Origin of the sequence: Streptomyces sp. NPDC001549 (genome assembly GCF_042894025.1) — a bacterium.
GTDB lineage: Bacteria > Actinomycetota > Actinomycetes > Streptomycetales > Streptomycetaceae > Streptomyces > Streptomyces kutzneri.
In genome coordinates this window covers 113836-128251 of the sequence record NZ_JBIAVJ010000029.1, presented here as the reverse complement: position 1 = coordinate 128251, position 14416 = coordinate 113836, and the positions used below count along the sequence as shown (strand labels likewise).

At 72.7% G+C, this 14416-nt stretch carries 12 protein-coding genes; 7 read left to right on the top strand and 5 right to left on the bottom strand.

The genetic code is table 11. The annotated features are described in order from the left end of the window. The first annotated feature begins 184 nt into the window (after window positions 1-184). Window positions 185-922 carry an enoyl-CoA hydratase family protein gene (locus ACFY04_RS35690; RefSeq protein WP_389123535.1) on the top strand — a complete coding sequence of 246 codons (738 nt, stop codon included), beginning with the start codon at window positions 185-187 and terminating at the stop codon, window positions 920-922. After that, the gene (locus ACFY04_RS35685; RefSeq protein ID WP_030009580.1) at window positions 910-1497 is read left to right on the top strand and encodes a TetR/AcrR family transcriptional regulator; all 588 of its coding nucleotides are present in this window, start codon (window positions 910-912) and stop codon (window positions 1495-1497) included. Before ACFY04_RS35690 ends, ACFY04_RS35685 begins: the two co-directional genes overlap by 13 nt. 74 nt (window positions 1498-1571) lie before the next feature. Here the strand turns inward: ACFY04_RS35685 and ACFY04_RS35680 are convergent, their stop codons facing one another. Next, window positions 1572-2678: a citrate synthase 2 gene (locus ACFY04_RS35680; protein ID WP_030009579.1), complete on the bottom strand. Its 1107-nt coding sequence runs from the start codon at window positions 2676-2678 to the stop codon at window positions 1572-1574. A 200-nt stretch (window positions 2679-2878) separates the two neighbouring features. On the opposite strand from ACFY04_RS35680, the gene pdxH reads away from it, so the two are divergent. After that, window positions 2879-3541, top strand: coding sequence for a pyridoxamine 5'-phosphate oxidase (gene pdxH / locus ACFY04_RS35675; protein WP_389123532.1), 663 nt, complete (start codon window positions 2879-2881; stop codon window positions 3539-3541). A gap of 1011 nt (window positions 3542-4552) precedes the next feature. Beyond that, window positions 4553-5875, top strand: a complete 1323-nt coding sequence (locus ACFY04_RS35670; RefSeq protein ID WP_389123529.1) for a PAS domain-containing protein — start codon at window positions 4553-4555, stop codon at window positions 5873-5875. A 61-nt stretch (window positions 5876-5936) separates the two neighbouring features. Here ACFY04_RS35670 and ACFY04_RS35665 read toward each other — a convergent pair whose 3' ends face one another. Continuing rightward, a complete protein-coding gene (locus ACFY04_RS35665; RefSeq protein ID WP_389123526.1) occupies window positions 5937-6692 on the bottom strand; it encodes an SIS domain-containing protein in 756 nt (251 codons plus the stop codon). 257 nt (window positions 6693-6949) lie between these two features. On the opposite strand from ACFY04_RS35665, the gene ACFY04_RS35660 reads away from it, so the two are divergent. Then, on the top strand, window positions 6950-7642 hold the full coding sequence (locus tag ACFY04_RS35660; RefSeq protein WP_030390665.1) for a metal-dependent transcriptional regulator: 693 nt from the start codon (window positions 6950-6952) through the stop codon (window positions 7640-7642). A gap of 399 nt (window positions 7643-8041) precedes the next feature. Next, complete coding sequence (locus tag ACFY04_RS35655; RefSeq protein ID WP_030009574.1) at window positions 8042-8920, top strand: alpha/beta fold hydrolase; 879 nt, start codon at window positions 8042-8044, stop codon at window positions 8918-8920. Between the two features lie 479 nt (window positions 8921-9399). Here ACFY04_RS35655 and ACFY04_RS35650 read toward each other — a convergent pair whose 3' ends face one another. From ACFY04_RS35650 to ACFY04_RS35640, 3 genes are all read right to left on the bottom strand, one after another. After that, entirely contained in the window at window positions 9400-11136 is a 1737-nt protein-coding gene (locus ACFY04_RS35650) for a transporter (protein WP_389123523.1), read from the bottom strand. Next, window positions 11133-11975 (bottom strand): ABC transporter ATP-binding protein, encoded by an 843-nt coding sequence (locus tag ACFY04_RS35645; RefSeq protein ID WP_389123522.1) that lies wholly within the window; start codon window positions 11973-11975, stop codon window positions 11133-11135. The genes ACFY04_RS35650 and ACFY04_RS35645 overlap by 4 nt, the downstream gene beginning before the upstream one ends. A gap of 138 nt (window positions 11976-12113) precedes the next feature. Then, window positions 12114-12794, bottom strand: coding sequence for a bifunctional DNA primase/polymerase (locus tag ACFY04_RS35640; protein WP_389123520.1), 681 nt, complete (start codon window positions 12792-12794; stop codon window positions 12114-12116). Between the two features lie 222 nt (window positions 12795-13016). Here ACFY04_RS35640 and ACFY04_RS35635 point away from each other — a divergent pair, with 222 nt between their 5' ends. Next, window positions 13017-14396, top strand: a complete 1380-nt coding sequence (locus ACFY04_RS35635) for a transcriptional regulator (protein WP_389123518.1) — start codon at window positions 13017-13019, stop codon at window positions 14394-14396. Window positions 14397-14416 lie beyond the last annotated feature (20 nt).

The window sequence follows — 14416 nt, the reverse complement described above, 5'->3', positions numbered from 1 at the left end:
GACCCACACCACCAAGCCCCGCCGGCGATTGAGGCGCGGGTCCGGGCAGCGCCCGGCGTGGATCCGGACCCGCCGTACACCGCCGAGCCGCCCGCCGGGCAGCCCGCAGGGGCAACGCAACGTACCCTCCCGGAGGGACTCGGCTCCCGAAGTACCCCCATCCGCACACCACTCCGGAGGAGACATGGCCCCACGAGTGCACGCCGCCCAGGCGACCGGCATCGTCACCCTCACCCTGGACTCCCCGGGCAACCGCAACGCCCTTTCCGCCGGCCTCGTCGCCGAGCTCCGCTCCGCGCTCGCCGCCACCGCCGCGGACACCGCCGTCCGGGCCGTCGTCCTCACCCACACCGGCACCACCTTCTGCGCCGGGGCCGACCTCAAGTCCCCCTGCGACCCTGCCGACTTCCTGGCCCTGCTCCGCGAGACCGCCGAGCTGCCCAAGCCCGTCGTCGCCCGGGTCACCGGCCACGTCCGGGCCGGCGGCCTCGGGCTGCTCGGTGTCTGCGACATCGCCGCCGCCGGACCACAGTCCTCGTACGCATTCACCGAGACCCATCTGGGCCTCGCCCCCGCGGTGATCTCCATGCCGCTGCTGCCGCGCCTCGACCCGCGCGCCGCCGCCCGCTACTTCCTCACCGCCGAGGCCTTCGACGCCGCCGAGGCCACCCGGATCGGACTGCTCACCCTGCACGGCGAGGACGTGGACGCGGCCCTGGAGCCCGTACTCGCCGGCCTGCGCAAGGCCTCCCCGCACGGGCTGGCCGCGACCAAGGCGTTGACCTCCGCCGCCGTACGGGAGGCCCTCACCCGCGACGGCTCCCGACTCACCGAGCTGTCCGCCGGACTGTTCGCCTCCGACGAGGCCCGCGAAGGCATCACTGCCCGCTTCGAGCGCCGGGAACCGTCATGGTCGCTGTGACCGGACCCAAGCAGGCGCGCAGCCGCGTCACCCGCCGCCACCTCCTGGAGGCGGCCGTGTCCTGCCTGGCGGAGCACGGCTGGGCCGGTTCGACCGTCTCGGTCGTCGCCGAACGGGCCGGGGTCTCGCGTGGCGCCGCCCAGCACCACTTCCCGACCCGCGAGGACCTGTTCACCGCGGCCGTCGAGTACGTCGCCGAGGAGCGCTCCACCGCCCTGCGCGACCTCTTCCACGCCGGCCCGGCCGCCCGGCCCGCCGTGGTGGAGGCGCTGGTCGACCTGTACACCGGCGCCCTCTTCCGGGCCGCCCTCCAGTTGTGGGTGGCCGCCTCCAACGAGGAGCAGCTGCGCCCCCAGGTCACCGAACTGGAGGCCCGGGTCGGCCGCGAGACCCACCGCATCGCCGTCGAGCTGCTGGGTGCGGACGAGTCGGTGCCGGGCGTACGGGAGACCGTGCAGGGCCTGCTGGACATGGCGCGGGGCCTCGGCCTGGCCAACGTGCTCACCGACGACACGGCCCGCCGGGCCCGGGTGGTGGCCCAGTGGTCCCGGATCCTGGACGCGGCCCTGGGCTGAGGCGGCGGGAACGACAAGGGCGCCGCACCCCGCCCGCGGGATACGGCGCCCGACCTGCCTGAGCGACTGCGCGCCTACGCGGTCTCGGCGATATCCGCGTAGCCCTCGATCTCCTGCGGGTTGCGCCGACCCGGCCCGATGTAGCGGGCCGAGGGCCGCACCAGCCGGCCCGTGCGCTTCTGCTCCAGGATGTGCGCCGACCAGCCGGCGGTACGGGCGCAGCTGAACATCGACGTGAACATGTGCGCGGGGACCTCGGCGAAGTCCAGCATGATCGCGGCCCAGAACTCCACGTTCGTGGCGAGCACCCGGTCGGGGCGGCGCGCGTGCAGCTCCTCCAGCGCGGCCTTCTCCAGCGCGGCGGCCACCTCGTAGCGCGGCGCGTCGAGCTCCTTGGCCGTGCGCCGCAGCACGCGGGCACGCGGGTCCTCGGCACGGTAGACGCGGTGCCCGAAGCCCATCAGCCGCTCGCCCTTGTCGAGGGCCTTCTTCACGTACGCCACGGCGTCGCCGGTGCGCTCGATCTCCTCGATCATGCCGAGCACGCGGGACGGCGCCCCGCCGTGGAGCGGCCCCGACATGGCGCCCACCGCGCCGGACAGCGCGGCGGCGACGTCCGCACCGGTCGACGCGATCACCCGCGCGGTGAAGGTGGAGGCGTTCATGCCGTGTTCGGCGGCCGAGGTCCAGTACGCGTCGACGGCCTTGACGTGCCGCGGGTCCGGCTCGCCCCGCCAGCGGATCATGAATCGCTCGACGACGGACTCGGCCTTGTCGATCTCCCGCTGCGGCACCATGGGCAGGCCCTGGCCGCGGGCGGACTGGGCGACGTACGACAGTGCCATCACGGCCGCGCGCGCGAGATCGTCGCGGGCGGTCTGCACGTCGATGTCCAGCAGTGGTTTCAGACCCCACACGGGGGCGAGCATCGCGAGCGCGGACTGGACGTCGACACGGATGTCACCGGAGTGGACCGGAATGGGGAAGGGCTCGGCGGCCGGCAGGCCCGGGTTGAAAGCACCGTCGACCAGCAGGCCCCAGACGTTCCCGAAGGAGACGTGGCCGACGAGGTCTTCGATGTCGACGCCCCGGTAGCGGAGCGACCCGCCTTCCTTGTCGGGCTCGGCGATCTCCGTCTCGAACGCGACGACCCCTTCGAGCCCGGGTACGAAGTCGGACATCAGGCGGCTCCTCAGATAGTGCGAACACGCGCGGCTCCCGGCGTGACTCGCGGTCCGGCGCGGTCATCCCCGTTGATGCCCGGCACGGCCGTCGGTCACCCACTCGGGGACCTTCGGACCGGCCCCAAGATTTTGGCCGTTCCGCCTCGACTGCGGAAGCGTGACATACGGCACACCGTCACCGGTCCGGCTGCGGCAGGATGGCCAGCGTGACCGATCAGGACATTGACCCCGCCATGATGCGCAAGCAGTACCGCTCGGAGATCGTCGACGAGGGGAGTCTCGCCGGGAATCCGATGGACCAGTTCGCCCTCTGGTTCCAGCAGGCCGCCGACTCGCACCTCTTCGAGCCGAACGCCATGGTCGTATCGACGGCCACCCCGGACGGACGGCCCAGTTCGCGGACGGTGCTGATGAAGCAGTTCGACGGCCGGGGCTTCGTCTTCTTCACCAATTACGCCTCCCGCAAGGGCCGTGAGCTGGCCGAGAACCCGCACGTCGCCCTGCTCTTCCCCTGGCACCCGATCGCCCGCCAGGTGATCGTCACCGGCACGGCGGCCCGTATCGGCCGCGACGAGACGGCGGCGTACTTCCGCTCCCGCCCGCACGGCTCCCAGCTGGGCGCCTGGGCGAGCGAGCAGTCCAGCGTGATCGAGTCCCGTGCGGAGCTGGACCGGCGCTACGCCGAGCTGGAGGCCCGCTACCCGGAGGGCGAGCAGGTGCCGGTCCCGCCGGAGTGGGGCGGCCTGCGGGTGGTCCCGGAGGCGGTGGAGTTCTGGCAGGGCCACGAGAACCGCCTGCACGACCGTCTGCGCTACGTCCAGGACGGGGACGAGTGGCGCGTGGAGCGGCTCTGCCCGTAGCCGTGCGGCGCCGTGCGGGAGGGTTCGGTCAGCGGGCCCGCCCGCACGAGGAGCTCCCGGGCGGCGGGAGCGGCAAACGCAGGCGACCCGCGGGCTCTGGGTCTCTCTCCTGCAGTGAGAGAAGCCGGCCGGACGTACCGGCGAGCCCGCGGGTCGGGTGACTGCTGTGGATTGGCGCCAGGCGATCCCGCCGGGCACCGCACTGGGTGCGTGCGACGACGGGCGCTTAGCCCGCAGTCACCTCACGCGTCCGGAGTTCATACATTTCCGGGATCACCTCCTTTCAGTGTGTGTCCACTCTAGGCAGGCCTGTGCCGTCCGCTCAATCGAATTTCGTCGGTGAATCCGTAGCTGTATCCATCGGCTCTCTGGAGTAGCCGCAAATTCCGGTGGGAGACATCAAAGCGGCTCGTCAACGTCGTGATCCGATGCTGACCACTGGTCCGGACCGCGACGCGTCCCAGCCAGCGGCCGACCCACTTTCCCTTGGGAACGACGGCCACTACCAGGTCCCCGGTCGAGTACCCGTGGTGGACCTTGCCGCGCGGCCGCTGCAAGCGGGGGAACCCGAAGCGGTCAGGGGTGGTCCTGGCGTACGAACCACGCCCGGTCGACGCCACGACCAGGATCTGCGCGGGTACCCGGACGAGGGCGTCCCCTCGCGGATTCCAGAGCAGGCTGCTGAGGAAGCACAGCCCGGTGGGTCTGCTCACCTGTAAGGAACGTAGTCATCTTGGCACCTCGGATCCGGGGATCGTGATGACTGGGGCTGGTCACTCGGTGTGAGGGAGCGAGTGACCTCCCTTCTCGTGGTTCTCGCGACGCTACGCATCGTGGATCGTGCGGTGTGCACGGATGGGGAGTCGTCACTCGAACGTGTGGCCGTTCTGGTGTGCTTTCCCAGGTGCAGGGGGAGACGTACCGATTTCCCCGAAAGCGGTGTGGGCTGCGTCACGTTCCAGTTCAATGATCTGACGTGCCGCACACGCGAACACCTGCAGGGGGTGCCAGGTGAGTGCTTACGGACGTAACGAGACCGCCGACGATCTGCTCGCAGCGCTGCTGGACGGGATGGACGCCGCCTTGTGCGCGTTCGACTCCGACGGCGTGATCACCCACTGGAACCGCGAGGCCGAGCGGATCCTGGGCTGGACCGCCGCCGAGGCCGTGGGCCGCAAGGGCTTCGAGGGCTGGGCGGTACGGGCCGCCGACGCGCACGACGTCCAGGACCGGCTGATGGCCGCCCAGCACATGGCCGGCCGGCAGGTGCACGAGTTCGCGCTGCTGACCAAGGACGGCGGGCGCGTCCTCGTACGGACCCAGTCCGCCGGAGTGCCTGGCGCGGACGGGAAGCCGGCCGGCGTGTACTGCGCCTTCAGCGAGGTGCACGCCCAGATCGACCTGGAACGCTCCATCGCGCTGAGCGAGGCCCTGATGGAGGACGCCTCCTGGGGTGTCGTCCTGGTCGACGTCGACCTGCGGCCCGCCGTGGTCAACACGCACGCCGCACGGGCCTTCGGGACCGGCCGCACCGCACTGCTCGGGCGGCCCCTGGGAGAACTGCTGACCCAGGGCGTCGAGGAGTTGGAGGGCGCGCTCCAGCACGTGCTCGCCGAGGGGGCCCCGCCCGCACCGGTGGAGATGTGGGTGTCGGTGCGCACGCCGGAGGGGGTGCGGCGCAGGTGCTGGCGGTGCGGGTTCCTGCGGCTGGCCTCGCCGCTCGCGGAGGAGCCGGTACCGCTGGGCGTCGGCTGGCTGTTCCAGGACGTCACCGAGGCCCGCCAGGAGCAGCTGGACACCGCGCAGCTGCGGTTCCGCTCGCACCAGCTCCACCGTGCGGGGCGGGCCGCCGCCGAGTGCGAGGACCCGGCCGAGGCGGCCGCCGTACGCCTGGACTTCGCCCTCGCCGGCTTCGCCGAGCACGTGCTGCTGGACGTACTGGACCCCACGGCCGACCCCGAGCGGCGCAGGCTCGTACGGTCCGCCGCGTCGCCGCCGGCGCTGCCGGGCCCCGGGTCGATCCCCGTCCGGTACGCGGCCGGGCACCCGGCGCTGCAGGCCCTGGACCGGATCGGTTCGGTGCGCACCAGCGCCCCGCGGGGGGAGGTGGACGCGGAGTGGGCGCGGGCCCGCCAGTGGCCCGAGGGCGCCGCGCACGTGCTGTGCACGGTGCTGCGGAGCCGGGGGCGGACCCTGGGAGCGCTGACGTTCCTGCGCGGGCCCTCGCGGGTGGCCTTCGAGCGCGCGGACGCGGCGTACGCGGAGGAGGTCGCGGCCCGGGTCGCGGCAGACCTGGACCTGGCGGCGGGTCCGGTCGGCCGAGACGAGGCCTGATGGAGGTCTGAGCGCGTGGCCCGGGTTCCGGCGGGTGCGCACCGCACCCCGGGCCAACTCCTCAGTGCCGGAAGAAGATCCGGTCGCCGTACTCCTGCATCACGCGGCCGTTCCACTCGTGGCCGCCGTCGACGTTGCCCGAGCGCAGCAGCGGGGGCTCCAGCCCGCGGGCGGCGAGCTCGCCGGCCGCCGCCGCCATGACCGCCTGCATGATCGCGCTGGTCACGACGGTGGAGGCGGGGGCGAAGGGCGCGTCGATGCCGTCGATGCTCAGCTCGGCGTCGCCGACCGCGATCTTGCTGTCGAGGACGACGTCGCAGTGGTCCTTGAGGAAGGTGCCGGAGGCGTGCCGTGACTTGGTCCCGGTCGCGTACGCCACCGACGTCACGCCGATGACCTTGAGGCCGATGGCACGGGCGTTCATCGCCATCTCGACGGGCAGGGCGTTGCGCCCGGAGAGGGAGATGATCACGAGGACGTCGCCGTCGGAGGCGGGGCTGCTGTCGAGGACGGCGCCGGCCAGGCCGTCGACCCGTTCCAGGGCGCTGCCCAGGGTCGCGGGCATGACGTCGATGCCGGCCGTGCCGGGGACGGCGAGGAAGTTCATCAGGGCCAGGCCGCCGGCCCGGTAGACGACGTCCTGGGCGGGCAGCGAGGAGTGCCCGGCGCCGAAGGCGAAGAGCCGGTTGCCGGCGGCGACCGCGTCGGCGACGAGGGAGCCGGCCTCGGCGATGTGCGGGGCCTCCTCGTCCCGCACCCGCTCCAGCAGACCGATGGCGGCATCGAAGAACTGACCGGCCAGCTTGCTCTCGCTCATACGCCGATGGCCCTTCCAGGGGTGGGGGAGCGTCCGTGTCCGCCGCTCACCGTGCGGTCTGGACCAAGGGCGTGTCAATACGAACGTCAATCCCGGGCCGAAAGCTCTGGTCGCGTGCCCCGGACATCCCCGGACGATCTCCCCGGGGATGTCCGGGACATGTCCGGGAGCGGTCTTGACCCTCGGCACGGGACGGTTGTCGGCCCGATGCGTCAGAATTGGGGGCAGGGCCAGCGCACGCAATCCGAGGGGCACGAATGTCCGGACTGATCGATACCACGGAGATGTATCTCCGCACCATCCTCGAGCTGGAAGAGGAAGGCGTGGTCCCCATGCGCGCCCGCATCGCCGAACGGCTCGACCAGAGCGGTCCGACGGTGAGCCAGACGGTGGCGCGCATGGAGCGGGACGGCCTGGTGGCCGTCGCCAGCGACCGGCACCTTGAGCTGACGGAAGAGGGGCGCCGACTGGCCACGCGTGTCATGCGCAAGCACCGGCTCGCCGAGTGTCTGCTCGTCGACGTCATCGGCCTGGAGTGGGAGCAGGTGCACGCGGAGGCCTGCCGTTGGGAGCACGTGATGAGCGAGGCGGTGGAGCGGCGGGTGCTGGAGCTGCTGCGCCACCCGACCGAGTCGCCGTACGGGAACCCGATCCCGGGGCTGGAGGAGCTGGGTGAGAAGGCCGAGGCGGACCCGTTCCTGGAGGACGGCATGGTCAGTCTGTCCGAGCTCGACCCGGGCACCGAGGGCAAGACCGTGGTCGTCCGGCGGATCGGTGAGCCGATCCAGACGGACGCCCAGCTGATGTATACGCTCCGGCGGGCGGGCGTGCAGCCCGGCTCGGTGGTGAGCGTGACCGAGTCCCCGGGCGGTGTGCTGGTCGGCAGTGGCGGTGAGGCTGCCGAGCTGGACGTGGAGGTCGCCTCGCACGTGTTCGTGGCGAAGCGCTGACCCCCGGCGCGCCGGCGTTCGCGTAGGCGTTCGCGTCGGCGCGGATGTGTCCGGTGGACCGGTCCGTACGAGCTGCACGAGCTGTACGAGCTGTGCCCCAGGGGGTCCTGCCCCACGGGTCGTGACCCGTACGGATGACCAGCCCTTGGTGTGGGCGGCCCCGGCGCCTTTCGGCGCCGGGACCGGTCCTCCCCTTGTGACCTGGAGCCCCGAGCTCTCAAGGTCGTCCCCTCGGACCGTCTTCCCCGATCGGCCCGCCTCCCTGTTGAAAGGATCTCCATCGGCGGCGGCGGCCAATCCTTGAGCAAGGTCACTCGAAAGAGCGGTGTTGTGGGCGAGTAACCCGTTTTCGAATACGGGTTCGATAGTCTGGCGGGGAGCGAAGGGGGTGCATCTGCGGTGGTACAGCGCGTCGATGTGACAGGGGCCGAAGGCGTCCGCCTGGCCGCCTGGGAGTTCCGCGAAGCAGAGGCCGAGCCCGACACCCGCCCCGGGGCGCTGTTACTGCACGGCCTGATGGGCCGCGCCTTCCACTGGGCGGGCACCGCCCGCTGGCTCCGGGAGCGCCGCCGCGTCGTGGCCCTGGACCAGCGCGGACACGGCCAGAGCGCCCGCCCGCCCGCCGCCCCCGACGGCACCCCGACCTCCCTGGGCCGCGAGGCCTTCGTGGCCGACGCCGAAGCGGCCGTCGAGCAGCTCGGCCTCGCCCCCGTGACGCTGATCGGCCACTCCATGGGCGCCCTCACGGCCTGGCAGCTCGCGGCCCGCCGCCCGGACCTGGTCGAAGCCGTGGTCATCTGCGACATGCGCGCCTCCGCCCTGGGCGCGGCCTCCCAGCAGGAATGGGAGGACTGGTTCCACCACTGGCCCCTGCCCTTCCCCACCCAGGACGCGGCCCGCCGCTGGTTCGGCGAGGACGACCCCCGGGTGGAACGCCCCGACCCCGGCCGCGGCGCCTTCTTCGCCGAGGTCATGCACGAGGCGTCGGACGGCTGGCGCCCGGTCTTCTCCCGCCGCCAGATGCTGACGGCCCGCGAGACCTGGGTCCACGACGCCCACTGGGAGGAGCTCGCCCAGGTCCGCTGCCCGACCCTGGTGGTCCGGGGCCTGGACGGCGAACTGGGCCGGGCCGAGGCCCAGGAAATGGTCCGCGTCCTCCCGGCCGGCCAGTACGCGGAAATCCCCGACGCGGGCCACTACCTCCACTACGACCAGCCGACAGCCTGGCGCGAGGTCCTGGAACCCTTCCTCGACGGCATCAAGGCCGAGGCCCCCTGACCACCCGACGGCTCCGCCCCGGCGCCGGCTGTCGCACCGACAACGGCCCCGGGGCCCTGCCTGGCCGGTCCGACGGGTCACGGGCGACGAAGTCGGCGAACGTATCAAGGGGTTGTGTCAGCGGTCTGTCAGCGGTCTGTTCAGGGGCTGTCAGGGGGCGGCTTCATGGTGGCGGCGTCGCCAGGCAAGCACCGAGAAACGAGGTACCCCCGATGGACGCCGTCGCCGCCCTGCAGTTCCTGATCGCCGTCGCCTTCCATCCCGAGCACGGCGGGCAGACGGCTTCCCCGACTGGGTGATGCCGTACCTCCAGAACCTCTGGCACGTCGTCGTCCTCGCGGGCTCGATCGCCGTACTCGTCCTGCTCGCCGCCAACTGACGCCGGACCCACGGCAACGGGCCGGCCTCCGCTCCCGCGAGGGGATGGGGAGGCCGGCCCGTTCCGGCGTGCTCAGCGGCCAGCGGCCAGCGGTCCGAGGTCAGCCCTTGCTGACCGCCCACAGGATCTCCGGGAGCTTGCGCGCCACCGTCGGGGCCGCGAGCCGCAGGCCCGTCCAGGTGGCCAGCGCGCCCCAGGCCGCACCCAGCGGGAGCACGATCCAGGAGATGCCCGGGTGGCCGTCCACCGTGAGCCAGATCGTCAGGGCGATCACCGGGGCGGAGACCACCGCCGAGACCAGCAGCCCGGCGAAGATGCCCGCCCAGGCGAGCCCGGCCTGCCCCGGGGCGACGTTCTTGAAGGCGCCGTCGGACGGGATCGAGTACGGGAAGCGGGCCGAGGCCAGTGCCCCCGTGCAGAGCATCGAGCCCAGCAGGGCCAGGGCCACGCCGGTGGCCGCCGGGAGGGCGGACCATTCACCGATCACCGCGGCCGTGATCACGGTGACCAGGATCGTGTACGGGACGGTGACCAGGGCCAGCGCGGCGGCCCGCGCGCGCAGTTCCACGTACGCGTCGCGCGTGGAGGAGATGGTCTGCGCGACCATCCAGAACGCGGAGGTGTCCTGGCCGAACTGGTTGTACATCTGCATGCCGAGCATGCCCGCGCCGAAGCAGCCGAGGTAGACGGATCCCGAGCCCTGGAGGGCGTTGAAGACGGGGACGATCAGGCCGATCGCCAGCGCGGTCACCCAGGACGCCTTGGTCTTCGGATCGCGGACGGCGTAGCGCAGCGTGCGCTGCATGGTCGCGCCCGTCCGGCCGGCGGGCAGCAGGGACCACAGGCCGCCCGCGCCGCGGTCCTTCGCCGGCCGTGACGCCGTGATGGTCGAGCCGTCCGGAGTGACCATCAGCCGGGTCAGGCTCCGCTCCCAGAACCACAGGAGGGCGGCCACGGCGGCCAGGGTCAGGGCCAGTTGGGCGGCCGCCACCCCGTACGCGCCCTCGCTCGCCGAGTCCACCATGCCGACGGCGGTCGCCGGCGGCAGCCAGCGCACCACGGCCTCGACGGGTTCCAGGGAGGCCAGGCCACCCGACTGGAACAGGCTCTGGCTGGCGAAGTTGGCCAGCTGCCCGCCCACCGCGATCAGCAGGCCGCTGAGCACGGCCAGGTCCCGCCCCTTGCGGCTGGTCAGCAGCCGCACGTTGGCCGTGGCCACCGCCCGCGCGAGGGTCACGCAGCCGAGGACCAGCAGGGGCGCGGCCACCACGGCGGCCACCGCGCCGGCGGCGCCGCGCGCGACGGCCAGTACGGAGCCGACGGCCAGGCACAGCGTGAACAGCGGCCCGATGCCGACCAGTGAGGAAGCGAGGAGGGCCCGTACGAGAGGACGCGGGCGCAGCGGCAGCATGACCAGCCGGCTCGGGTCGAGGGTCTCGTCCCCGGTGGGGAAGAACAGCGGCATGAACGCCCAGCCGAGGGCCAGGATCGCGGCCAGCAGGACCACGACCGTGCCCGCGTGGGCGTTCCCGTGCAGCAGGGCCAGGCCGAGCGTCACGAAGAAGCCGACGACCAGGGCGAAGGCGAGCGTCGAGAAGTAGGCGGCCTTGCGCTTGGAGGAGCCCTTCAGGCCGTTGCGCAGCAGCGACAGCTTGAGGCGGACGAAGACCGGGGTCAGCGGGATCGACGCGACGGACGAGGCCCCGGTGGACCCAGCGGACCCGGTGGATCCAGCGGCCCCGGTGGACCCCGTGGATCCAGCGGCCCCGGTGGATCCCGTGGCGGGAGTGGTCACTGTGCCGGCCGGGCCGGCGGCCGGGTTGGCGGGCGAGGTCATCGCGATACCGCCCCGGAACCGCCGCCGAGCCAGTCCAGCGAGTCCCCGGCCGCGTCGCGCCCGTGCGCGCCGACCAGTTCGAGGAAGGCGGCCTGCAGCGAGGGCGCGGAGCCCCGTACGTCGGCCAGCGGGCCCGCGGCGCGGATCCGGCCGGCGGCCATCACGGCCACCCAGTCGCACAGCGACTCGACGAGCTCCATCACGTGGGAGGAGAAGACGACCGTGGCGCCGGAGGTCGTGTAGCGCTCCAGCACCCCGCGGATGGTCTGCGCCGACACCGGGTCGACGCCCTCGAACGGCTCGTCCAGGAAGAGCACTTCGGGGTTGTGCAGCAGCGCCGCCGCCAGGCCGATCTTCTTGCGCATGCCGGTCGAGTAGTCCACGACCAGCTTGTGCTGCGAGCCCGCGAGGTCGAGGACCTCCAGCAGCTGCGTCGCCCGCTTGTCGGTCTCCTCGCCCGGCAGCCCGCGCAGCCGGCCCATGTAGCCGAGCAGCTCGCGCCCCGACAGCCGCTCGAAGAGGCGCAGCCCCTCGGGCAGTACGCCGATCCGCGCCTTCACCTCGGTCGGGTCCGCCCACACGTCGTGCCCCGCGACGTGGACCCGGCCCATGTCCGGGCGCAGCAGCCCGGTCACCATCGACAGCGTGGTCGTCTTGCCCGCGCCGTTCGGGCCCACGAGACCGATGAACTGCCCGGCGGGCAGTTCCAGGTCGATCCCGGAGACGGCCACCTGGTCGCCGAACCGCTTCCACAGACCTTCCACCCGCACGGCGGGCGGCGCGGACCGCGCGCCACCCGTTCCGTACGTTCCACCCGTCGCATCGCCCTGGTCCGGCATGCGCCTGCCTCTCATCACGTCCCCGTTGGTCGTTCCTTCTTCACCATAGGAGGAGGGGGAGAGGCCTGAGCAGTTACTTATGTCATCAGTTTTCGCCCTGATTTTGCAGGTCCGGCAGGCGAGTTGCGGGGTCGGAGGTCAGCCCTGGCGGCGCTTGCGTTCCGCCGCGGCCTCGCTGCCGCACGCGTACGCCAGCGCGTCGATCAGCTCCTCCGTGTCCGGCAGCCACCGGTTCGCCGGCGTGGGCCGCCGCGCCCACTGGACCGAGCCCCGGCCGCCGAAGCGGGTGGGCGGCGCCGCCACGTACTCGCCCTCGCCCCGCGCCGCCAGGTCGATCGTGGCGGCCGGCCAGCCCAGCTTGCGCACCAGGTCGGGCACCTTGACGCCGGCGCCCGGCAGGACGAAGAACAGCATCCGGTGGTCGGGCGTGAGGGTGACCGGCCCGAGGGTGCGCTCCATCCGCTCCAGCCGTGCCAGCGCGAGGAATCCGGCCGATTCGGGCACGTCCAGCGCGTCGAACGTCCGGCCCGTCGGCAGCAGGATCGAGGCCTGCGGGTGCTTCGCCCAGATCCGCCGGACCTGCACCGCGCTGCCGGTGGCCTGGGCCGCCCAGTCCTTCACCGCCGGGTGCGCGCCGGGAGACGGGCAGTCCGCCGCCCCGCAGGAGCACAGCTCGCGGCCGTCTCCGGGCTCCAACCAGGTGCCGGCGAAGACATCCCAGTGCCGTTCTTCCGCGTACCGCACGGCATGGTCCAGCAGCTGCTCGCCGCGCTGCTTGGGGATGGGTGCGGTCTCCGTGACTGTGATGGTCTCTTCCACGACCATCACAACTCCTCGGGTCACCCGGGGTTACGGGCGTACACCAGGCGGCGGGCGGAGCATCGATCCTGCATACGGGGCGCACTGATGCACGCGTGGGGGCGCGTAGGAGGCCGGGGCGCCGGAGTTGGGTAGCGACACGACGCAGAGCGGAAGATTCTCCGCACATCAGGCGGGAAGTGATCATTCCAACGGATCACCCGCGGTCAGCAGGGGGTTTTCATGGCAGCCAGGCCTCTCGTCGCCCGCCAGCCGAACGAACGGCTGCAGGCGCTCATCCAGGAAGCCGGGTGCTCCAACGCCGGGCTCGCCCGGCGCGTGAACATGTGCGGGGCCGAGCACGGCCTCGATCTCCGCTACGACAAGACCTCCGTGGCCCGGTGGCTGCGCGGCCAGCAGCCGCGCGGCCGGGCTCCCGGAATCATCGCCGAGGCGCTCGGGCGCAAACTCGGCCGGACCGTCACCATCGACGAGATCGGCATGGCCAACGGGAAGAACCTCGCCTCCGGCGTCGGCCTGCAGTTCTCCCCGACCGTCATCGGCGCCATCGAGCAGGTCTGCGAGCTGTGGCGCAGTGACGTCGGCCGCCGCGACTTCCTCGCGGGCTCCAGCGTGGCCGCCTCCGCGCTCGTGGAGCCGAGCCGCGACTGGCTGATCACCGGGGCCGACAGTCAGGTCGCGCGCAGCGGCGGCTCGCGGGTCGGCATGCCGGACGTGGAGGCGGTCCGGGCGACCACCGAGGCCCTCAAGGACCTCGACCACCGCTTCGGCAGCGGGCACGTCCGGCCGGTGGTCGTGCACTACCTCAACTCGGTGGTGTCCGGCCTGATCGGCGGCTCCTACCGGGAACCCGTCGGGCGGGCCCTGTTCGCGGCGGTGGCCCGGCTGACGGAGCTCGCCGGCTACATGGCGGTGGACACGGGCCAGCCGGGCCTGGCCCAGCGGTACTACATCCAGGCGCTACGCCTCGCCCAGGCGGCGGGGGACCGGGCGTACGGGGGCTACGTGCTCGCGGCGTCCATGAGCCACCTCGCCGCCGAACTGGGCAACCCGCGGGAGATCGCGCAGCTGGCGCGGGCCGCCCAGGAGGGGACGCGGGGGCAGGTCACCCCGCGGGTCGAGGCCATGTTCTACGCGGCCGAGGCGCGCGGCCACGCGCTGCTCGGGGACACCCGGGCGACGGCGGTGCTGTCCGGGCGGGCGGTGAGCGCGCTGGAGCGGGCGGAGCCGGAGTCGGGTGACGACCCGGTGTGGATCAGCCACTTCGATACGGCGTACCTCGCGGACGAGCTGGCGCACTGCCACCGCGACCTGGGCCAGGCGGACGCGGCGGCCAGGCGGGCGGAGGAGGCCCTGCGGGGGCTCCCGGCGGGCAAGGCGCGCCGCCGGGCCATCGGGCTGCTGCTGCTGGCGGCGGCGCAGGTGCAGCAGCGGGAGGTGGAACAGGCCTGCCTGACGGCGACGCAGGCGGCGGAACTGCTGGAGGGGCTCCGCTCGAACCGGGGCGTGGAGTACCTGGACGACTTCCGGGCGCGGCTGGAGCCGTACCGGGAGGAGGCGGCGGTGCGGGAGTTCGCGGCGCGGCTGGAGGTGACGGCGTAGCCGGACGGGGTTCGGGGTGC

What these genes read in the sequence shown, in the direction of transcription:
- ACFY04_RS35690 (WP_389123535.1), top strand. Translation starts at nt 185, where the DNA reads ATGGCCCCACGAGTGCACGCCGCCCAGGCGACCGGCATCGTCACCCTC.
- ACFY04_RS35685 (WP_030009580.1), top strand. Translation starts at nt 910, where the DNA reads ATGGTCGCTGTGACCGGACCCAAGCAGGCGCGCAGCCGCGTCACCCGC.
- ACFY04_RS35680 (WP_030009579.1), bottom strand. Translation starts at nt 2,678, where the DNA reads ATGTCCGACTTCGTACCCGGGCTCGAAGGGGTCGTCGCGTTCGAGACG.
- pdxH (WP_389123532.1), top strand. Translation starts at nt 2,879, where the DNA reads ATGGCCAGCGTGACCGATCAGGACATTGACCCCGCCATGATGCGCAAG.
- ACFY04_RS35665 (WP_389123526.1), bottom strand. Translation starts at nt 6,692, where the DNA reads ATGAGCGAGAGCAAGCTGGCCGGTCAGTTCTTCGATGCCGCCATCGGT.
- ACFY04_RS35660 (WP_030390665.1), top strand. Translation starts at nt 6,950, where the DNA reads ATGTCCGGACTGATCGATACCACGGAGATGTATCTCCGCACCATCCTC.
- ACFY04_RS35650 (WP_389123523.1), bottom strand. Translation starts at nt 11,136, where the DNA reads ATGACCTCGCCCGCCAACCCGGCCGCCGGCCCGGCCGGCACAGTGACC.
- ACFY04_RS35645 (WP_389123522.1), bottom strand. Translation starts at nt 11,975, where the DNA reads ATGCCGGACCAGGGCGATGCGACGGGTGGAACGTACGGAACGGGTGGC.
- ACFY04_RS35635 (WP_389123518.1), top strand. Translation starts at nt 13,017, where the DNA reads ATGGCAGCCAGGCCTCTCGTCGCCCGCCAGCCGAACGAACGGCTGCAG.